This is a genomic window from Bradyrhizobium sp. USDA 4506 (genome assembly GCF_054058795.1).
In genome coordinates this window covers 3,722,260-3,740,453 of record NZ_JBSSBM010000002.1, presented here as the reverse complement: position 1 = coordinate 3,740,453, position 18,194 = coordinate 3,722,260, and the positions used below count along the sequence as shown (strand labels likewise).

Sequence of the window (18,194 nt, the reverse complement as noted above, 5' to 3'; positions counted from 1 at the left end):
TCCCGTGGGTTAGAGTCGCCGAACCACCGGTCAAACCGGCATTCGGCGCCCCATCTGTCACGGTACCTGAGAGCTTGATCCGCATCGGGCCGGGGCCAGAAGCGAACTATCCCCTTCGGTGGACGTCATGGCCCTTGATGTGCGGCCATGTTCGTCTCTCTCCAGATCGTCCTGACGATACAGTCCTTTTGCCTGAGAGTTTCCGGGGCGGTTGCTCCGTCGGCGCCGAAGGCAACAACACGAACGTTGTCGCTTCGATCTCTCCCGCATCGTCGCGTTGGACGGCCGGACCGTAGGCGAAGCCTTAAAAATGGACAAGGCTAAATTTCGATCCGGCAGTGCCAACGTGTTGTGCAGTGCAAATCGATGTCAGTCCAGCGTCGCCAGCAGTGCCGCCATCAGGCGGCCGCGTTCGGCGAGGCTGTCGACCTCGATGTGCTCGTTGAGCGTATGTGCATCGGCGCCGCGAACGCCGAGGCCGTCGAGCGTGGGGATGCCCATCGCGCCGGTGAAGTTGCCGTCCGAGCCGCCGCCGGCGCTGCCGTGCGGCAGATCGAGACCCATCGCTGCAGCAAGGCCTTTTGCCTTTTCATAGAGCGCCATGGTGCCCGCATCGGGCTCCCACACCGGGCGGGTGACGCCGCGCGTCACCTTGAAGGTCACGTCGTTGGCGGTGCCCGACAGTGCCAGCATGCGCTCGACGCCACGGTCGAGATCGGCCTGGCGCTTGGCCATGCTGAGCGCTTCGCCGGTGCAGGTCGTTGCGACGCAATTGACCCACTGGCCGCCATGCACGATGCCGACCGAGAAGGTGCAGTCCTCGGTGGTCATGCCGTCGATGGCGATGATCTGCCGCGCCATCTCGCGGATCGCGGAGCGGCCGGAAGACAGCGTTGCGCCGGCATGGCTGGGCTTGCCGGTGGCTTCCAGGTTGAAGCGCGCGATCGCATAGCGGCCGGTGACGACGCCGTTGTTTGGACGGCCGGGCTCCGGCACCAGCACATATTTGTTGCGCGCGGCTTCCGCCTCGATGATGTCGCGCGTCGACGGCGTGCCGACCTCTTCGTCGGGGGTGAACAGCACGGTGATCGGCAGCGGAGTCGTGAAAGAGGCGCGCGCCAATTGCCTGATCGCCTCGATCGACAGGTAGTTGCCGCCCTTCATGTCGAAGATGCCCGGCCCGAAGCACTTGTTGCCTTCGCGCCGCCACTTCAGGTTCTCGATGGTGCCGACGGGGTGAACGGTGTCCAGATGGCCGGCGATCAGGATGCCGGGCTGGCCTTGTTTCGGATGGGGAAAACGGGCGCGGACGCAGCCCGCGAAGCCCTGGCGTCCGGCGATGCGCTCGATCGTCGCACCCATGATCGCCATCTCGCGGGCGGCGAGATCGAGCATGCGTTCGACCGCGGCGGCGTCCCAGGTCGGGCTTTCGCATTCCACCCAGCTGCGCAGGCCCTGCAGCATCGTTTCGGAATCAAAGGGGAGATTGGCGGGGTTCATCGTTGTTCTCTCTTGTTGTTCTGACGGCGCCGGCATCGCGCGCGCGTTACGAAAATCTCAGCCGACGATTTTGTAAAGCCAAAATCTGGCGCGCGGCCTCATTCGTTTGTGTACGTCCGATGCGACCTGAAACCGATTGACGCGCTTGGCGCTTGGTGCAAGTCTCGATTTCACAAGCCATACAGCATGTTAGTTCGCCTAAATAACGAACCACATGCATAACGAATAAGCCGGCTTTGACCAGTTACACGTCAGGAGAGATTGCATGTTCCCTATCTCGCGTTGGAAACACCGCACGCTAGCGGCCGCGTTGACGGCGCTCGCGCTGTCGTTCGCGCCGCAGGAATTGTCATTCGCGCCGCAGGCGATGGCCGCGGGCAAGACCATCACCGCGGTGATGCACTCGGATCTGCGCGTCATCGATCCGATCATGACCACGGCCTACATCACCCGCGATCATGGCTACATGATCTATGATACGCTGCTGGCGACGGATTCCAATTTCAAGATCCAGCCGCAGATGGCGGACTGGAAGGTTTCCGACGACAAGCTGACCTACACGTTCACGCTGCGCGACGGTCTGAAGTGGCACGACGGCGCGCCGGTCACCGCGGAAGACTGCGTCGCCTCGCTGCAGCGTTGGGGCAAGGTCGACGGCATGGGCCAGAAGCTGATGGACTTCGTCGCGAGCCTGGAGGCGACCGACGCCAAGACCATCACGCTGAAGCTGAAGGAACCCTACGGCCTCGTGCTGGAATCGATCGGCAAGCCGTCATCGCGCGTGCCGTTCATGATGCCGAAGCGTCTGGCCGAGACGCCGCCGGACAAGCCGATCCCGGAACAGATCGGCTCCGGACCGTTCAAATTCGTGCAGGCGGAATTCCAGCCGGGCGTGAAGGCGGTCTATGAGAAGAACAAGGACTACGTGCCGCGCAAGGAGCCGGCGAGCTGGACCGCGGGCGGCAAGGTCGTCAAGGTCGACCGCGTCGAGTGGGTCACGATGGCCGATGCGCAGACCGCGGTGAACGCGTTGCAATCCGGCGACATCGATTTCATGGAGAACCTTCCGTTCGACATGCTGCCGGTGCTCGAAGCCAATCCGGATCTCAAGATCGACGTCCTCAACAAGTTCGGCTTCCAGACCCTCGGACGCATGAACTTTCTCTATCCGCCGTTCGACAATCCGAAGGTGCGCCGGGCTGCGTTCCTGGCGATGAACCAGAAGGACGTGCTCGACGCGCTGGTCGGCAACGCCAAGTACCAGAGGGTCTGCGGCGCCTTCTTCGTCTGCGGCACGCCGCTCGAGACCGACGTCGGGGCCGAAACGCTGGTGAAGGGCAACGGCCTGGCGGAAGCCAAGAAGGCGCTTGCCGCATCCGGCTATGACGGCACCCCCGTGGTGATTATGGCGCCGGGCGACGTCACGACGCTGAAGGCGCAGCCGGTCGTGGCTGCGCAGCAGTTGCGCGAGGCCGGCTTCAAGGTCGACCTGCAGGCCACCGACTGGCAGACCGTGGTGACCCGCCGCGCCAGCCAGAAGCCGCCGAAGGAAGGCGGCTGGAACATGTTCTTCACCAACTGGGTCGCGGCCGACGTCTCCGATCCGATCGTCAACGCGTCGATCACCGGTCGCGGCAAGAATGGCGGCTGGTTCGGCTGGGCCGAAGACCCGAAGATCGAGGAGCTGCGTGACAAGTTCGCGCGCGCCGGCTCGGCTGAGGAAAAGAAGAAGATCGCCGCGGAAATCCAGACCGAGGCCTACGATCAGGTGATCTACGTTCCGCTCGGCCAGTACACCATTCCGAGCGCATGGCGGAAGTCGCTGACCGGTGTGCTCGACGGCCCGGCAACGCCGATCTTCTGGAATATCGACAAGTCCGAGTAAGCTTGCGGCTTGACGCAAAACAAATGGCCGGGACTTGTCCCGGCCATTTTTCTTTTTCGCGCTGTCGCGTGTCAGGTGTGGCTGTCGCGGAGCTGCTCCAGTCCGTCGCTGAGCGGTGGTCCGCCTTGTGGTGCGTGCTGCGGCGGGGAGGGGCGCTCCTTGCGCTGATCGGGTTGGTCGGTTGCGCGCTGCGCGGATGGATCGTCGTTCGGCATCGTCATGCTCCAATTGCGGCATGACAACGAATACGCAGGGTGCGGGTTCCGAACCGGCGACCGCTAATCGCCGTGGTCTGGTCTCATGCTGCTCGGGCTCGACAAGCTCGTGAGCTGTGTCTGTCCGATGCCGGTTCCGCTCATCCAGACCACCGCTCCAGCGGCAAACGCGAGCAGTCCGTACACCATGATCGCGCCGCGGATCCATCGCCGGTAGATCGCGCGGTCGTCGGGCGCAGCGTCGCGGAAATTCTGGGCATCGAGCCCGTTGCTGCAATGAGCTGCATCGTCGCAGTGTTCGAGAGTAAAGGCACCATGATCGCGCGCCGTTTCGCTGGTAATCCGATTGCAGTTTGCAATCCGATTGCGCTTCGCAATCTCCATCGCCGATCTCCGACAAAAATTGATTTCGAAATGCAACAGCCGCGAAAATGCGCGGCCGGAATTTCCAATGCGGGCAAGACTACGACAGACAGCGACCGCGGCGTGTGAACTGCGCCACAGCCGGAAAACACGACGCTGGCCCGCTCGGGTGCGCGTGGCATGCGAAGGTTGGTGCGGGCGGTGGGACTCGAACCCACACGACGTTGCCATCGAGGGATTTTAAGTCCCTTGCGTCTACCAGTTCCGCCACGTCCGCGTTGCGCCAGGCGCGCCGATTTCTAGCGCGTTTGGGCGCCGAGTGGAATTGTCATTATCCGGTGCTAACAGGTGAGCTTTCAAAGGCTTAAGCGGCGGCCCGCAATTCCATTTGCCTCGGCGGCCGGGCATTGGGATAAGCAGCGCGCCGCCGCGATTGAGCCTCAATCCGGACACCGGTGGCTGCTTTAGGCAATCTCAACACTGTCCGGTTAAGAAAGCTGAATGTCCGTTCGTTTCCCACGCCGCCTGAAGCTGTCGCGCGCGGCGGCCGTCATCGCGCTGTTCGCCTCGGCCGCGGGCGTTTCCGGCTGCGCGCAGATCGGCGACACCGTGCCGTCGGCATTCGCCGATCCCGCCAAGTACGAGCTTTATGATTGCAAGCAGCTCGAGAACGAGCGCAGCAATCTCAAGACCCGCGCGGCGGATCAGGAAAAATTGATGGCCAAGGCGGAGACCGGCGTCGGCGGTACTGTCGTCTCCGAGATGGTCTATCGCAACGAGCTGATCTCGATCCACTCCCAGCAGAAGCTGGCGGATGAGGCCTGGCGCAAGGGCAAGTGCCATGAAAGCCCGCCGGACACGCCTGCGGCCGCTGCCCCCGCTACCCCCACGCCGGCGGCGAAGGGCCCGCGCGCGCCACGGGGCCTCGTCCACTAAGCCGGCGTTTCCAGACGGGTCGGTCGTGATTGGCCGAGCTCAGGCGCGCCAGTCGTAAATCCAGTCCTGCCGCGCCAGCATGCGCTCCGGACCGATGGCGCGGATCGCCAGATCGCGCGCGATCGCCGCGGGCCCACGCAAATGATAGATGCGGCCCTGCTGTCGCGCCAGGCGCTGCACTTTCAGCACGCGCCCGCGCCGCACCCGTGCGTAGCGCTTCAACGCGGCGGGAATGCCCGCGGTGTTTTCCCCGGTGCTGTCGCTCAAGGCCTTGGCGAGCACGGCCGCATCCTCGATCGCCATGCCGGCGCCTTGGGCGGCAAACGGCAGCATCGCATGCGCGGCATCGCCGAGCAGCGTCACCGCGCCTTCGCTCCAGCGGCCGATGTCGGGCAGGGTGAACAGCGCCCATTTGCGCCAGCCGTCGACCGCGCCGATCAGCATCCGCGCTGTAGTGGGCCAGCGCGCGGTGGCGAATGCAGCCTTGATCTCGTCGATGTCGCCGGGCTCGCTCCAGCCCGGCCGGTTCCAGGTGCCCGATACGATCGCGACCACGTTGATCTGGCGTCCGGCCGAGATGGGATAGGCGACGAGATGCGCGTCCGGTCCCATCCAGAGCTGCACGCGCGGTGCGGTGTATTCACGCGGCAGGGCGGTGGCGTCCAGCGTGCCGCGCCAGGCGATCAGGCCGGAGAATTGCGGCTGCACATCCGGAAACAAATGCCCGCGCACCGACGACCAGATGCCGTCGGCGCCGATCAGCGCGACGGCCAATTCCTCCTGCCGTGAATTGCCGCGGCGTTGGACGACGGTGAGGCCTCGCGCATGCTTGGTCACATCCTCGAACTGGCAGCCGAGCCGCAGATCGATATCGGGATGGTCGCTCGCGGCGGCCTGCAGCGCGGCCTGCAAGTCGGCGCGGTGGATTACCCAATAGGGTGCGCCGGCGCGGAACTCGGCGGCCTGGCCAAGCGGCATCCGTGCGATCTCGCCACCGGCCCGCGCGCTCAGGATGTTGACGGATTCAGGCGTGACCGCGCGCCGCGCAAGCGGTTCCTTGAGCCCGAGCTCGACCAGGATGCGGCTGGCATTGGGAGAGAGCTGGATGCCGGCGCCGGCTTCCTCGAGCCGTTCGGCCTTCTCCAGCACGACGACGCGAAAGCCCTGTGCCGCCAGTGTCAGCGACGCCGTCAGTCCTCCGATCCCGGCGCCTGCAACGATGACGGTTCGCGTCAGCGCCACGGAGCGGTCAGGCGACCTTGTCTTTCAGCACGCATTCCGGCGGCCGCGCTTCGCCGGCCGCGAGGTCGGATGCGAAGCGATAAAGCGTCGAGCAGTACGGGCAGATAATCTCGTTGTCATTGCCGAGGTCGAGGAACACGTGCGGATGGTCGAACGGCGGGTTGGCGCCGACGCACATGAACTCCTGCGATCCGATTTCGATCACCGAGACACCGGCATCGTTATGGAAGTGCGGGACGACGTGGTCGGACATATTCTCACCTTGATGGCAACGATGGGCAGACGCAATCAACAGCATGCGGCATCGCGAAATGCCGCGCACCATACTGGCGGGAACAGTTGATTCCTAGAGCCCCGATGGCTCATTTGCTCATGCAAATTCGACACAATCTTGTCGTCCCAGAGAAGCCCTCCTTTGGTCGGAGCCGTTGTGTCGCAAAAACGGCACACTATCTCCAAGGCGAATAAAACTAGAGGTTTTATCGGGATGAATCGGGTGCGCGTCAGCTTGGCGGTGGTCGGCGTGGCAGCAAGTGCTGCCGTGGGCGCGGCTATTTGGCCGCACGCCCGTGACGCCGGCACCGTGCTGGCGGCGCGGGACGATCCCGCTGCGCTCGCCGACATCAGGCTCAATTCCGTGCTGCGCAACAACCCGGCGTTGATCTCGGACAATATCGAGGCGGCGCTGGCCTCCGGCGATGCCGACCTTGCGGCCAGCTTTGTCGAACTCGCCGGCGAGAAGAACATCGCGCTCAGTGATGACCTCACCAAGCGCGTCGATGACGCGCGCGCCGAGCAATCATCCAGCATGCATTTCGCCAAGGGCTTCGCCACGGGCTTGGTGACCGGCAATGCCGACGATGTCGCAAGCCTGTCCGGCACGGTCGCCGGCGACCTGTTCGTATTCGGCGATGTCAGGGATGTCGTGCGCGAGGGCAAGCACCTCGTGATGGGCGAGGACACCGACCAGCTGGTGCTCGGCCTCGCGGCCGCCGGGCTCGCGGTGACCGCGGCCACCTATGTGTCGGTCGGCGGCGCCGGGCCGCTGCGCGCCGGGCTGACGCTGGTCAAGGATACGCGCAAGGCCGGACGGCTGAGCGAGGGGATGATCGAATGGGCCGGACGCTCGACCCGCGAGGTCGTCAATCAGCCGGCGCTGCGCGAGGCGGTCGTATCCGGCTCGGTGCTGCGGCCGATGGAAACCGCAACCGCGATCCGCGCGGCCTTCCGCGCCGAGAAGGCCGGCGCGCTGGTGCGCGTCGCCAAGGACGTCGGGCGCATCGGCGAGGCGGCCGGGGTTCGCGCTGCGCGGGATACGCTGAAGGTCGCCGAGAATCCGAGGGAGATCGCGCGGGCGGCGCGGATCGCCGAGGTCAAGGGCGGCCAGACCCGCGCGATCCTGAAGCTGCTCGGCCGCGGCGCGCTGCTGCTGGCGGCCGGCGCATTCAATCTCACCATGTGGCTGTTCGGCGCGCTGCTGGCGCTGTTCGGCTTCCTGTCGTCGATCAAGGCCACCACCGAACGGGCCACCGCCTGGTGGCTCAGACGAAGCAAGGTGCTGCGCCTGAAGCGGCAGATGGCCGCTCAGGCTACCTTGGCGAGTATGCCCGCCCAGGGTTAGGCTTGCGGTCGCCTGTCGATCGCCAATCGCAAATCCCAAGAACAAACGGAATGGATGATGCCGAGTTTCCATCACGGCGATGTTGAAATTGCCTTTATCGACGAAGGCGCGGGCGAACCGATCGTGCTGGTGCACGGCTTTGCCTCGAGCAAGAACGTCAACTGGATCTACCCGACCTGGGTGTCCGATCTCGTCAAGGCCGGCCGTCGGGTGATCGCGCTCGACAATCGCGGCCACGGCGAATCCGCCAAGCTCTACGATGCCGCGCAGTACGAGATCGCGACCATGGCCGGCGACGTGATCGCGCTGATGGACCATCTCGGAACCGCGCGCGCCGACATCATGGGCTATTCGCTGGGCTCGCGGATGACCGCGATCCTGGCGCGAGAGAATCCCGATCGGGTGCGCTCGGCGATCCTTGGCGGGATCGGCATCGGACTGATCGAGGGCGGCGGCCCCGGCGAGGCGGTCGCGCTGGCGCTGGAGGCGCCGTCGCTCGACGATGTCACCGACCCGGTCGGCCGTACCTTCCGCGCCTTTGCCGATCAGACCCGCTCCGACCGCCGCGCGCTCGCCGCCTGCCTGCGCGGCTCGCGCCGCCTGATGACGCGCGAGGAGGCGGCCGGCATCCGCGTGCCGGTTTTGATCGCGGTCGGCAGCAAGGACGAGATAGCGGGCTCGGCGTCAGCGCTCGGCCGGATCATTCCGGGTTCGGAGGTGCTCGACATTCCGAACCGCGATCACATGCGGGCGGTCGGCGACAAGGTCTACAAGACCGGGGTCACCGACTTCCTGTCGCGGCGAAAATAGATCGTCGGCTTCATCCCTGGCGAAGGCGCGCGCGGCCGCGATCAGCACCACGAAGGTCGCGACCCACACCATGCGCGCGCCGTAGCGGTCGTGCGGTCCCGAGATCACGCCGCAGACAAAGGCATTGCCGAGCAAGGCGAGCGTGACCGTGCCCGCCAGCAACGTCAGATCGTCGAGCCGCCGCTGCCACAGTCCGCGGCCGAACAGGATGACGACCAGGAGCATCGAGCCCAGCGCGACCGGCACGTGGATGCGGTTGATCGCGGTGAAGTCGAGATGCCAGCGTTGCTGCCGCGCCGCGCGCATCGGCCGGACCTGTTTGGGAATGTAGCGCTCGATGATGCCGTAGGTATGCGGGATCCAGCCATTGGTGCCTTCACCGGTCGCGACGTGCATGAGCTGGTCGGCGGTTGCCGTCAGCGCCGCCTTTGCCTGCCATTCCGGATATTCGGCCAGCGAGCGCAGCACGATGGTGCCCATCTCGTCATTCAGTCCCTTGAAGCGGCCGAGCGTGTTGAACATGCTGTGGCCCCACAGGAAGTCGTCCGCGGTCGGCGGCAACTCGTTGCGATAGGGGCAGAGCTTCAGCTTCTCCGTCGCGCAATGATCGTGCAGGTATTGCGCGACGATGCCATCCTGCAGCATGCGGCCGAAGGCGACGCCATAGCCGCCGGGCGTCCAGGCCAGCTGTCCGGACAGCGCAAAGTTCGCCGCCAGCAGCATCGCCGCGCCGGCGACGGTGGTCAGGCTGCCTTGTACCAGGCCCGCGACCGGAATGCGGCGGCCGAGCCACGGACGCAGCATCCAGCCGACGCAGCACAGGCCGAGCAGCACCGCCAGCGTCGCGCTGTGCGTGGCGGCCGAGAACGCGATGAACCCGAACAGCACCGCCTTCTCCAGCGTCGAGATCCGTTCGCCGTGCAGGACGAGGATGAAGAGCGCGAGCACCGAAAGGCCGGCGAAGATGTCGGTCAGCAGCATGCTGGCCAGCCAGGGCAAAGCGGTGGTTGCGATCAGCGCGAGGCTGATCGCGATCAGCCGGACCGGCCGGGCGAGGCCGAGCACGCGCAGCGTCAGCTGCAGGATCCACAGCGTCGCCAGGGTCTGGATGCCGAGGTTGAGCCAGAAATCCGATGTCTCGCCGACATGGAGGTAGATGCCGAATACCGTGGACCGGCTCGGCACCAGGTAGCCCTCATACCAGCGCGCCAGATAGCCGCCGGTATCCCATTGGAGCAGCGGATAGCCGTTCCAGAAGGCAGGGGCGAGCAGCAGGAGGGGGATGGCAATGGTCGCGATCCAGACCGACCGTGCATCGGTCAGGCGGGCACCTAAACTCCGGGTATTGATGATGTTTCCCCCTTTTATTGGGGCCGACCATGCCCAAAACCACACGGGGGACGAAATCCGCCAATAGTTGCAGAAGCACGGCTTGATTTCGGCAAAATCCCGACCAATTCCCCTAGACGCCGGCCCGGGGGTGTTCGGCTGGGGTTTACCGTACTGAGCCATCCCGGGACGCGCTGGGTCCATCGTGCTATAACGCACATCAGAACAACCGAATTGCGAGAGCAGCTATGGCAGTTCATCAGGTCAATCCGCAGGGAGGCAAGCTTGCGGCGCTCGATCCGATCTGGGATCGAATCCGCGGGGAGGCGGAGGACATCCTGCGGCGGGAGCCGGAACTCGCATCCTTCATCTATGCGACCGTGCTGCATCATGAGCGGCTGGAAGATTCGGTGGTCCATCGCATTGCCGAGCGGCTCGATCACGCCGCGCTGTCGGGCGACTTGATCCGCCAGACCTATGGCGAGGCACTGCGCGATGAGCCCGATATCGGCAACGCGTTCCGCGCCGATCTCGTCGCCGTCTATGACCGCGATCCGGCGACCTCGCGCTTCATCGATCCCTTGCTCTACTTCAAGGGCTTTCACGCGCTGCAGACCCACCGTCTCGCGCACTGGCTCTATCAGAAGGGCCGCAAGGATTTTGCCTTCTACCTGCAGAGCCGCTCCTCGGCCGTGTTCCAGACCGACATCAACCCGGCCGCCAGGATCGGCCGCGGCATCTTCCTCGATCATGCCACCGGTTTCGTCTGCGGCGAGACGGCGGTCATCGAGGACGATGTCTCGATCCTGCATGGCGTCACGCTCGGCGGCACCGGCAAGGAGAACGAGGATCGCCATCCGAAGATCCGCCACGGCGTGCTGATCGGCGCCGGCGCCAAGATCCTCGGCAATATCGAGATCGGTCATTGCGCGCGCATCGCGGCCGGCTCGGTCGTGGTCAAGCCGGTGCCGCACAACGTCACGGTCGCGGGCGTGCCGGCGAAAATCGTCGGCGAGGCCGGCTGTGCCGAGCCGTCGCGTACCATGGACCAGATGCTCAGCGCGATCGGGCTTTGATTTCACTCGCTTTCTGATCGCGGCGAAAAAGCGCCCAAGCAAGAGTCGTGTGCGCAACATCACGTCGCCAAAGCCTGAAAAGGCTCTGGCGATCTTTGCCGTCTCGTCCTAAAACTCCCCCGAAAATCATCGACCCGATTGGAGACGGCCGTGGACGTTCAGGAAGTCAGGAAGCTCGACGCGTATCTCAAACGCGTGTTCAGCAATCCCAAGATCCGCGTGGTGCCGCGGCCCAAGAAGGACGACTCGGCCGAGGTCTATATCGGCGAGGAGTTCATCGGCGTGTTGTTCGTCGACGACGAGGACGATGATCGCTCGTTCCAGTTCCAGATGGCGATCCTGGAAGAGGATCTGGCCGAGTAAGGCGGAACAGCCTCGCCTTCACACGTCGTTACGACGAACTCGCGACAAAATTGCAGAGCGATTTTGCGCTGGAGCGACCGTCCTTCGCGGACACGTCGCTCCGCTTGCAATGACTGTGTCATCCCTTCGCGCTGTGCATCTGCGCGGAGAGACGGTTCATCGCGGTGGCGATGTCGCGCCACTGCGCGAGCCAGCTGCGCGGAAAGCGAAAGATCAGGTCGGCGCCGTCGATGCGCCGCTCACTCAGGCACATGCCGGGCGTCGAGGTGTCGCGCGTGCAGCGCGCGGTCAGCTGCGGCTCGCTCGCGGTGAACAGGTCCTCGCCGCCATAGGGCGTGCCGTCGCGGAACGCGCGCGCCGTCAGGCCGTCATCAATGTTTGCGCGCTCGTCGAGATAGCGCGGATAGATCGTGCGCAGGCGCATGTCCGGCGCGAGTGAATCGTGGTGCGCCGCGATCGATACGAAGATCCTGTCGATCGGCTGCACCTTGTCATCGACCGTATCGGCGCTGTAGTGCTTCGGAGCGGCGGGCGCGTCCAGCGACGGATAGAGGAAGCTCAAATCGACGCGCTCCTGCGGCCCGGAGTGGCGCTGGATCTTCATGCGCACCGCCATCGTCGGCACGTTGAACAGCGTGCCGCCGACGCTCACCGGCAGCCGCGACGGATCGCTCGGCGGGATGGTCGTGTAGGTCGGCCACAGCAGATAGGCGACAAGCGCGACCGCGCCCGCCGCGATCACCGCCGAGGCGATGATCGGAACGAGATGCGCGCGCGGGTTGCGGCGGGTGTCGCGGGCGAGATGTTGGGCGGTCGAGAGAAGCGTCATGAGCGAGGCTGAGATCAGGTCGGGAGTGGCCGAATCATCTGCCGAATATGCCACGTAGCGGGGAATTTCCGTACGATTCCAATGGAATCCGGGACCGAATGGCCATGCGCAAACGCCGCGCCTAATGTGTCCGGTTAACCTTTCCTTAAGGATGATGTGGCGGCAGGCTGCCAATTCTGCGAAGCAGGGCGGGTGGCCTGTTGCGTAGCGGAAGTTCCGATGTCGCCCGATACCTTGAATTCCCTGTTCTCGCTCTTGATCGGTTTCGCGCTCGCGGGCGCGCTGGCCAACGGTTACCAGGCGATGGCGGAGCGCCCGGCCGGTTTCGGTCTGCTGCAGGAGGGCGCGGCGCCGAAGACCTTCGCCGCGGTCCCGTTCCTCGTCTTCGCCGCACCGTTCATCATCATGCGCAACACGCTGCGCGGGGCGCGCATCGAGCGCCGCCGCTTCGAATTCGTGATGATGGCAACCGTCATCTCCGGCTTCTGGAGCCTGATGTCGGGCACCTTCTTCGTGATGACGCTGCGCGCTGCGGGCGTGCTGGCCTGATCCGATCATGATCCGCGGCCGATCACGGTCGCGCTTGCTTGAAACCATGTCGGCCGTCGTGCCAAGGTCTCCTGCGATCAGGGCTTCGGTTCTGATTGAATCAGAAACCGAAGCTCTGGATTTTCGTTTCGACGCGTTTCCTTCACGCGAACCGGTGTCCACTTCGCTCGAAAACGCTCCAGGGAGACCTCAATGGCGATCTACGAACTCGACGGGCAGGCGCCCGATCTTCCCGCCGACGGCAGCTACTTCATCGCCGACAATGCCGTTGTAATCGGCAAGGTCCGCCTCAAGTCCGCCGCGAGCGTCTGGTTCGGCGCCGTGCTGCGCGGCGACAATGAGTGGATCGAGATCGGCGAGGGCTCCAACGTCCAGGACAATTCCACCCTGCACGTCGATCCCGGTTTTCCCCTCAGCATCGGCAACAACGTCACCATCGGGCACAATGCGATCGTGCACGGCTGCACGCTGGAAGACGGCGTGCTGATCGGGATGGGATCGATCGTGATGAACGGCGCGCGGATCCGGCGCGGCAGCGTGGTCGGTGCCGGCTCCGTCATCACCGAGGGCAAGGAGTTTCCGGAAAATTCCCTGATCATCGGTGCGCCCGCGCGTGTGGTGCGTACGCTTGACGCTGCGCAGGCCGAGGCGTTGTCGCGGCCGGCGAAGTCCTACGCGATCAGGGGTCCGCAATACAAAGCGGGACTGAAGAAGATCGGCTGAGGCCTCAGCGCTTGCGGCCGCGCTTGCGCGCGGCGTTCGCTGCCGTGGTGCGAGGCTTCGCTGCGTCTTGCGGTCTCGTTGCCTCCTGAACTCTTGCGCTCTTGCGCAGTGCATCCTTCAGGTCAATCGGAATGCCGTGCTTCTTGAGCAGGTCGGCGAAAGCTTCGTCGGCGAGCTCCTGCCAGGTCGCCATCCGGTCGCGCCCCAGCTGTTTCAGCTTGTCGAAAGTGTCGTCGTCAAACTCGATCAGCTTGCGCAAATTGCATTGCTCCCAAACTGTATTGCTCCAACGCCTGCGGGAACCGGCCTTTTGCGGACTCGTTGACGTCCGCAAGGGAGAATTGCCATGCGCAAATTATCTGTCACCACCGCGCTCGCGACAATCGCGATTGTGCTGACGCCCGCGGTTACCGTCGCCCAAGGTACCGGGAGCGGCGCCGGGACCGGCAGCCCTTCGTCAGCCAGCCCGACATCGCCGCAAGCCACGTCGCCGCCGGCCGGGACCAACAGCGCCGGGACCGCGCAATCCTCCGGCGGCCCCAATACCGGCAGAGGCGTTACCACCGGATCGGCAACGACGACCGAGAGCGTCGACAAGGCCATCGCCGACAAGAACGAAAAAGTCGAGCGCCGTACGAAAGGCATCTGCCGCGGCTGTTAACTTCTGACGGCCGTGCTTTGATGAACGCGGGTCGCGCAGATGTGAGCGCGACATAGGCGCGCGGTAGAAGCCGCGGTCCTAGATTGAGCTAGCATACGCAGGACGCGGCGGAGGAGGCTTGAAAACAAAGCCTTTGAAAAGAGGAGTAACGGGTAATGTTGCGTAAAACGATGATTGCCTTGCTGGCGACGGCCTCGGTCGGTCTGTTCACCGTCGATGCTGCGTCGGCACGCGGTGGCTTCGGTGGCGGCGGCTTTCATGGTGGTGGCGGCTTCCGCGGCGGCGGATTTGGCGGCTTCCACGGCGGCGGCGCTGCATTCCGGGCGATGGGCGGAGGCGGTGGCTTCCGGTCGGCTGCGATCGGCGGCGGCGGTTGGGCCGGCCGCGGCTGGCACGGTGGAGGCTGGCGTGGTGGCGGCTGGAACGGTGGCTACTATCGGCGCGGCTGGGGCGGCGGCTGGGGCTATCCGCTCGCGGCGGCAGCGGTCGGCTTCGGGCTGGGCTATGGCGCCTACGATTACTATGACGGCTACTATGGCAATCCATACTACGCGGGCTACGGCTATGACGACGGCTACGGCTACGGTTACGGCGGTTGTTACGTCGTGCGCCGCGGCGTGATGACACCGTATGGCTGGCGCGTTCGGCCGGTGCAGGTTTGCAATTGAGCCATTCGCTCATGCATGGCCGGTCCATTCGCTCGCCATGCTGATGGTCTTGCAATGATCGGCGCGGCCGGCGTTTCGATGCCCGGCCGCCGCGTTCTCTGTCGCGCACTAGTGTGCTGAATGCGAAGTTCGTGCGATTTCGCGGCAACCACTTTCACGAACTTCGCATTCATAAAGCACACTAGAATCATAAGTTTGCTAGTGTCCTTATCGAATCCGAAGTTCGCTCCGAAGGTGCGGCAAATGATGCGAACTTCGGATTCGGGACACTGGTATGCAGCTTGCACCGCCTTGCAGAAGTCCGTGCGTGAGCGCGCCGCGAAAACAGATGGCCCGGCCGCGATTGAAGCCGGGCCCAGAGGACATCAAAGATGCTGACCATTCCGGACCTGACATTGCTGCTCATGGTGGTTGTTGCGAGCCTTGCCGTTGCGCTGATCTACATGCTGCGCGAGCTCGAGCCGAAGCTTGCGCGGCTGCGACTGCGAGGTGGTCGCGTCTCGCGCGATCGCACCGAATAGGGCGGCAATTCCGTTCGCCGCGGCTTTGGCCGCGGTGACGCTGCGCATCCAGAGTTGTCAGCCGAGCACGCCGTATTTCTTCAGGCGGTCTGCATCTTTCGCGCGGCGAGGGCCGCCTTCGGGATCTCGAGCCGGAGCTTTCCTGCCGGGCGGTCGCGAGCGGGATTCAAGGACCCCAAAAAACAAGGCCGTCGACGTAGTATACCGTCAACGACCTTGCCAGCCCCGGATATTGAAATCGGCTCACGCCATCCGGTCATTCGAAGATGACTCGGATTCGAAGGCCGATATGTGAACCAGTTCACAAAGTCAGGATTAATTCACGGTAACGGGCACTCATGATCGGCCGCCGCCGGCAGCCCTCGAGCGCGAAAGTTCCCGTTAGATGATGATCTTGCTCGGGATTTGGCGCATTTTTATGGCTGGTCACCTGGGTGGGCGGGGTCTGCGGGGGCGTCAACCGCGCGACCTGTGGCGCTTCCGGTTGGCGCTACGGGTGGCCTTCGAGCGCTTGCGGGGCGCGGGCTCGGCGGCCGGCTCGTTGGCCTGCGCACTCGCCAGCGACTGGCGCAAACCCTCGACCTGTTCGGTCAGCGCGGCGACCTGGTCGGAGAGCCTCTTGGCATCGGCCGCCTGCAAGGCGAGCTGCTTGCGCATGGTCTGCAGCTGGTCCTGCACCTCCTGCAGCTGGTCGATGGATTCCTGCTGGGTCGCCTCCATGCCCTTGGTCTTTTCCACCAGGGCCTCGGAGACCTGCGCGGTCCGCGCCTGCAACTGCCGCGCGGCGACCATGCGGTCGGTCTCCGGCACGTTGCCGGTGTAGGCGCGCCACAGCGCGATCGAGCCGATCCCGAACAGCACGAGCACCAGCGCCACGGCGCCGATCGCAATCGGCTGCACGCCAATCAGGCTGCTGGCTTGTGAATTCCGGGGGGCAAGTTCGACCATGCGACCAACAACCGGACATCAATTGAAAGGTTCGAAATAGCACAAACCCCGGCGCGGGCAAAACCGGGGGGGTGTGTAGACCACTGCGGCAGCAGCGAAATTTGTATCATATGTTAGTTTTCGGCCGTGCTGCCCGGCCTGCTCGAGGCACGATCGGCCTCTGGCCGACCCGAACTCAACCTCCCCGAATTCAGCCTCTGGGCGCGATCAGGCCGACCCGCATGTCCTTTGCCAGATAGACGCAAGCGCCGTCTGCGAGCACCCGGCCGTCGGCGATGCCCAGCACCAGCCGGCCGCGCCTGGCCTGGCGTATGTCGACCTCATAGCGCACCAGCCTGACATCCGGCGTGATGTGCCCCCTGAACTTGACCTCGCCGACCCCGAGCGCGCGGCCCTTGCCGGGCGAGCCCGACCAGCCGAGCCAGAAGCCGATGATCTGCCACATGGCGTCGAGGCCGAGGCATCCGGGCATCACGGGGTCGGCGGCAAAGTGACAGGCGAAGAACCAGTGGTCCGGCGCAATCTCGAGTTCGCCGGCGACGTGGCCCTTGCCGAACGCGCCGCCGTCCAGGCTGATCTCGGTAATGTGGTCCATCATCAGCATCGGCGGTGCCGGCAGCTGCGCATTGCCCGGGCCGAAATAGCCGCCTTCGCTCGAGCGCAGCAGATCGTGCTTGCTGTAGGACGATTGCGGTGCGTGAAAATCGTGCGGATTGAACAAGATGGCCATCGATGTTTGGGTTCTGGGTGAAGCTTAGCTGCGGCTGCGCCGCGTGGCTCCTGGCCGCGCGGACAGGGGTTTGGCAGGCAAGCGCAGCGCGGCGGCCATGAAGGCCCAGATGTCGCCGGTCAGCCTTGCCGGATCAGGCCGTCTTTCGCTCATGAGCGCGCCGATCAGCGCCTGGCGGATGCCGCCGATCATCAGCGCAATGGTGAGGTGAGGGTCGATGCCGCCGGGCACGATCCCGTCGCGCTGGGCCGCCTCGAGCATGCGGGCGCCGGCTGCAAGCTGCCGGCCGGTGAAGGCGGTCTCGACATCGAGCACCTCGGGCGCGGGGCTGAGCGGTCCGATCACGAGGGGCGCAAACGGGTGGTCATAGTGAAAGGCGACATAGGCGCCGATCCGCTCCTTCTCCCGGTCCGCCCAGTCCGTGGCGGACAGCTTGGCACCGCCGAACGCCGCTGCATCAAGTTGTTCATAGAAGCCTTCGACCACGGCGGCGATCAGGCCCGCCTTCGATCCGAAGTGGTGGTAGGCGAGCCCGACCGAGACCTGCGCCCGCCTTGCGACGGCCTGCATCTCGAGGTGCCCATGGCCCTCGATGAGCTCGGCCTGCGCTGCCGAGAGCAATCGTTCCCGTGTCCCGAGGCTCGCCGCGTCCATCGTGGGCCCTTCGCTGAATTGAATTCAATTCAATCGCTCCGATGCTAGGATGTCAAGCCGCCGACGCGGATGACAAAGCGAGCCGGTGAAAGGATGCGATGGCGTTTGCGATCAAGACCGAGATCCGAAATGCGCGGGCGAAGGTGTTCACCTTCACCGCGCAGAAGACCATGTATGGCGGCAAGCACATCGCGGCCGATGACATCGTGTTCGTGTTCGCGAGCGAGAACGAGGGCGGCAACGGCCTGATCGCCCGCGCGATCGTCGCGTCGGCCGACGCGACACCGCGCAAGGTCGGCATCATCAGGCAGACGCCGCGCGTCAGCATCACGGTCAGACGCACCGCATCCGCGGCGCGGCTGCTCGGGCGCGACCAACTCAGGCGCTTCAAGGATTGGGGCGACGGCCGGCCCGAGACCGAACTGAATTTCAAATTCTATCGCCAGGCCACCAACAAGATCGTCGGCATCTCAGACGAGACCGCGGCGTTTCTCGAGCGGTTCTTCTAGTGTCCCGAATCCGAAGTTCGCATCATTTGCCGCACCTTCGGAGCGAACTTCGGATTCGATAA

21 protein-coding genes, 1 tRNA gene, 1 pseudogene and 2 riboswitches are annotated in these 18,194 nt (G+C 64.6%); of the genes and pseudogenes, 12 read left to right on the top strand and 11 right to left on the bottom strand.

Annotated features, from left to right (window positions below; genetic code table 11):
• Positions 1-52: 52 nt before the first annotated feature.
• Positions 53-167: riboswitch (glycine riboswitch) on the bottom strand.
• A 3-nt stretch (positions 168-170) separates the two neighbouring features.
• Positions 171-277: riboswitch (glycine riboswitch) on the bottom strand.
• A 92-nt stretch (positions 278-369) separates the two neighbouring features.
• Positions 370-1,500 (bottom strand): M20/M25/M40 family metallo-hydrolase, encoded by a 1,131-nt coding sequence (locus ACVIHF_RS19930; protein ID WP_456780304.1) that lies wholly within the window; start codon positions 1,498-1,500, stop codon positions 370-372.
• Positions 1,501-1,765: 265 nt separating this feature from the next.
• Here ACVIHF_RS19930 and ACVIHF_RS19925 point away from each other — a divergent pair, with 265 nt between their 5' ends.
• Positions 1,766-3,385, top strand: coding sequence for an ABC transporter substrate-binding protein (locus ACVIHF_RS19925; RefSeq protein ID WP_456780305.1), 1,620 nt, complete (start codon positions 1,766-1,768; stop codon positions 3,383-3,385).
• Between the two features lie 278 nt (positions 3,386-3,663).
• Here the strand turns inward: ACVIHF_RS19925 and ACVIHF_RS19920 are convergent, their stop codons facing one another.
• A complete protein-coding gene (locus ACVIHF_RS19920; protein WP_456780306.1) occupies positions 3,664-3,984 on the bottom strand; it encodes a hypothetical protein in 321 nt (106 codons plus the stop codon).
• Positions 3,985-4,153: 169 nt separating this feature from the next.
• Positions 4,154-4,240 (bottom strand) — tRNA-Leu (locus tag ACVIHF_RS19915).
• Between the two features lie 224 nt (positions 4,241-4,464).
• Between ACVIHF_RS19915 and ACVIHF_RS19910 the strand changes: the two genes are divergently transcribed.
• The gene (locus ACVIHF_RS19910; protein ID WP_456780307.1) at positions 4,465-4,899 is read left to right on the top strand and encodes a twin-arginine translocation pathway signal; all 435 of its coding nucleotides are present in this window, start codon (positions 4,465-4,467) and stop codon (positions 4,897-4,899) included.
• Between the two features lie 39 nt (positions 4,900-4,938).
• Here ACVIHF_RS19910 and ACVIHF_RS19905 read toward each other — a convergent pair whose 3' ends face one another.
• Both ACVIHF_RS19905 and ACVIHF_RS19900 read right to left on the bottom strand, forming a co-directional pair.
• Positions 4,939-6,141: an FAD-dependent monooxygenase gene (locus ACVIHF_RS19905; protein ID WP_456780308.1), complete on the bottom strand. Its 1,203-nt coding sequence runs from the start codon at positions 6,139-6,141 to the stop codon at positions 4,939-4,941.
• A gap of 7 nt (positions 6,142-6,148) precedes the next feature.
• Positions 6,149-6,394, bottom strand: a complete 246-nt coding sequence (locus ACVIHF_RS19900) for a zinc-finger domain-containing protein (RefSeq protein ID WP_018272338.1) — start codon at positions 6,392-6,394, stop codon at positions 6,149-6,151.
• Positions 6,395-6,628: 234 nt separating this feature from the next.
• Here ACVIHF_RS19900 and ACVIHF_RS19895 point away from each other — a divergent pair, with 234 nt between their 5' ends.
• Complete coding sequence (locus tag ACVIHF_RS19895; RefSeq protein ID WP_456780309.1) at positions 6,629-7,762, top strand: hypothetical protein; 1,134 nt, start codon at positions 6,629-6,631, stop codon at positions 7,760-7,762.
• A 57-nt stretch (positions 7,763-7,819) separates the two neighbouring features.
• Positions 7,820-8,572: an alpha/beta fold hydrolase gene (locus ACVIHF_RS19890; protein ID WP_456780310.1), complete on the top strand. Its 753-nt coding sequence runs from the start codon at positions 7,820-7,822 to the stop codon at positions 8,570-8,572.
• A gap of 3 nt (positions 8,573-8,575) precedes the next feature.
• On the opposite strand, the pseudogene ACVIHF_RS19885 reads toward ACVIHF_RS19890, so the two are convergent.
• Positions 8,576-9,967 (bottom strand): annotated as a pseudogene (locus tag ACVIHF_RS19885) (hypothetical protein); the annotation flags it as partial.
• 182 nt (positions 9,968-10,149) lie between these two features.
• Between ACVIHF_RS19885 and cysE the strand changes: the two are divergent.
• The gene (gene cysE, locus ACVIHF_RS19880) at positions 10,150-10,977 is read left to right on the top strand and encodes a serine O-acetyltransferase (RefSeq protein ID WP_092089661.1); all 828 of its coding nucleotides are present in this window, start codon (positions 10,150-10,152) and stop codon (positions 10,975-10,977) included.
• A 150-nt stretch (positions 10,978-11,127) separates the two neighbouring features.
• Entirely contained in the window at positions 11,128-11,340 is a 213-nt protein-coding gene (locus ACVIHF_RS19875) for a DUF3126 family protein (protein WP_021077729.1), read from the top strand.
• A gap of 118 nt (positions 11,341-11,458) precedes the next feature.
• Here the strand turns inward: ACVIHF_RS19875 and ACVIHF_RS19870 are convergent, their stop codons facing one another.
• Positions 11,459-12,169, bottom strand: a complete 711-nt coding sequence (locus tag ACVIHF_RS19870; protein WP_168856765.1) for a hypothetical protein — start codon at positions 12,167-12,169, stop codon at positions 11,459-11,461.
• Positions 12,170-12,388: 219 nt separating this feature from the next.
• On the opposite strand from ACVIHF_RS19870, the gene ACVIHF_RS19865 reads away from it, so the two are divergent.
• Both ACVIHF_RS19865 and ACVIHF_RS19860 read left to right on the top strand, forming a co-directional pair.
• Positions 12,389-12,718, top strand: a complete 330-nt coding sequence (locus ACVIHF_RS19865) for a DUF6949 family protein (RefSeq protein ID WP_028336117.1) — start codon at positions 12,389-12,391, stop codon at positions 12,716-12,718.
• A 192-nt stretch (positions 12,719-12,910) separates the two neighbouring features.
• Complete coding sequence (locus ACVIHF_RS19860; RefSeq protein ID WP_028336118.1) at positions 12,911-13,441, top strand: gamma carbonic anhydrase family protein; 531 nt, start codon at positions 12,911-12,913, stop codon at positions 13,439-13,441.
• A 4-nt stretch (positions 13,442-13,445) separates the two neighbouring features.
• Here the strand turns inward: ACVIHF_RS19860 and ACVIHF_RS19855 are convergent, their stop codons facing one another.
• On the bottom strand, positions 13,446-13,700 hold the full coding sequence (locus ACVIHF_RS19855) for a hypothetical protein (RefSeq protein ID WP_456780311.1): 255 nt from the start codon (positions 13,698-13,700) through the stop codon (positions 13,446-13,448).
• Between the two features lie 87 nt (positions 13,701-13,787).
• Here ACVIHF_RS19855 and ACVIHF_RS19850 point away from each other — a divergent pair, with 87 nt between their 5' ends.
• From ACVIHF_RS19850 to ACVIHF_RS19840, 3 genes are all read left to right on the top strand, one after another.
• Positions 13,788-14,102, top strand: a complete 315-nt coding sequence (locus ACVIHF_RS19850; RefSeq protein ID WP_456780312.1) for a hypothetical protein — start codon at positions 13,788-13,790, stop codon at positions 14,100-14,102.
• Positions 14,103-14,257: 155 nt separating this feature from the next.
• On the top strand, positions 14,258-14,770 hold the full coding sequence (locus ACVIHF_RS19845; protein WP_456780313.1) for a hypothetical protein: 513 nt from the start codon (positions 14,258-14,260) through the stop codon (positions 14,768-14,770).
• Between the two features lie 371 nt (positions 14,771-15,141).
• Complete coding sequence (locus ACVIHF_RS19840) at positions 15,142-15,291, top strand: hypothetical protein (protein WP_253608020.1); 150 nt, start codon at positions 15,142-15,144, stop codon at positions 15,289-15,291.
• Between the two features lie 456 nt (positions 15,292-15,747).
• Here ACVIHF_RS19840 and ACVIHF_RS19835 read toward each other — a convergent pair whose 3' ends face one another.
• From ACVIHF_RS19835 to ACVIHF_RS19825, 3 genes are all read right to left on the bottom strand, one after another.
• The gene (locus ACVIHF_RS19835; protein ID WP_076830140.1) at positions 15,748-16,239 is read right to left on the bottom strand and encodes a hypothetical protein; all 492 of its coding nucleotides are present in this window, start codon (positions 16,237-16,239) and stop codon (positions 15,748-15,750) included.
• Between the two features lie 190 nt (positions 16,240-16,429).
• Positions 16,430-16,960 (bottom strand): bifunctional 3-hydroxydecanoyl-ACP dehydratase/trans-2-decenoyl-ACP isomerase, encoded by a 531-nt coding sequence (gene fabA, locus ACVIHF_RS19830; protein ID WP_456781899.1) that lies wholly within the window; start codon positions 16,958-16,960, stop codon positions 16,430-16,432.
• Between the two features lie 33 nt (positions 16,961-16,993).
• Entirely contained in the window at positions 16,994-17,623 is a 630-nt protein-coding gene (locus ACVIHF_RS19825; protein ID WP_253608021.1) for a TetR/AcrR family transcriptional regulator, read from the bottom strand.
• 98 nt (positions 17,624-17,721) lie between these two features.
• Between ACVIHF_RS19825 and ACVIHF_RS19820 the strand changes: the two genes are divergently transcribed.
• The gene (locus tag ACVIHF_RS19820) at positions 17,722-18,132 is read left to right on the top strand and encodes a hypothetical protein (RefSeq protein WP_456780314.1); all 411 of its coding nucleotides are present in this window, start codon (positions 17,722-17,724) and stop codon (positions 18,130-18,132) included.
• The last annotated feature ends 62 nt before the right edge of the window (positions 18,133-18,194 follow it).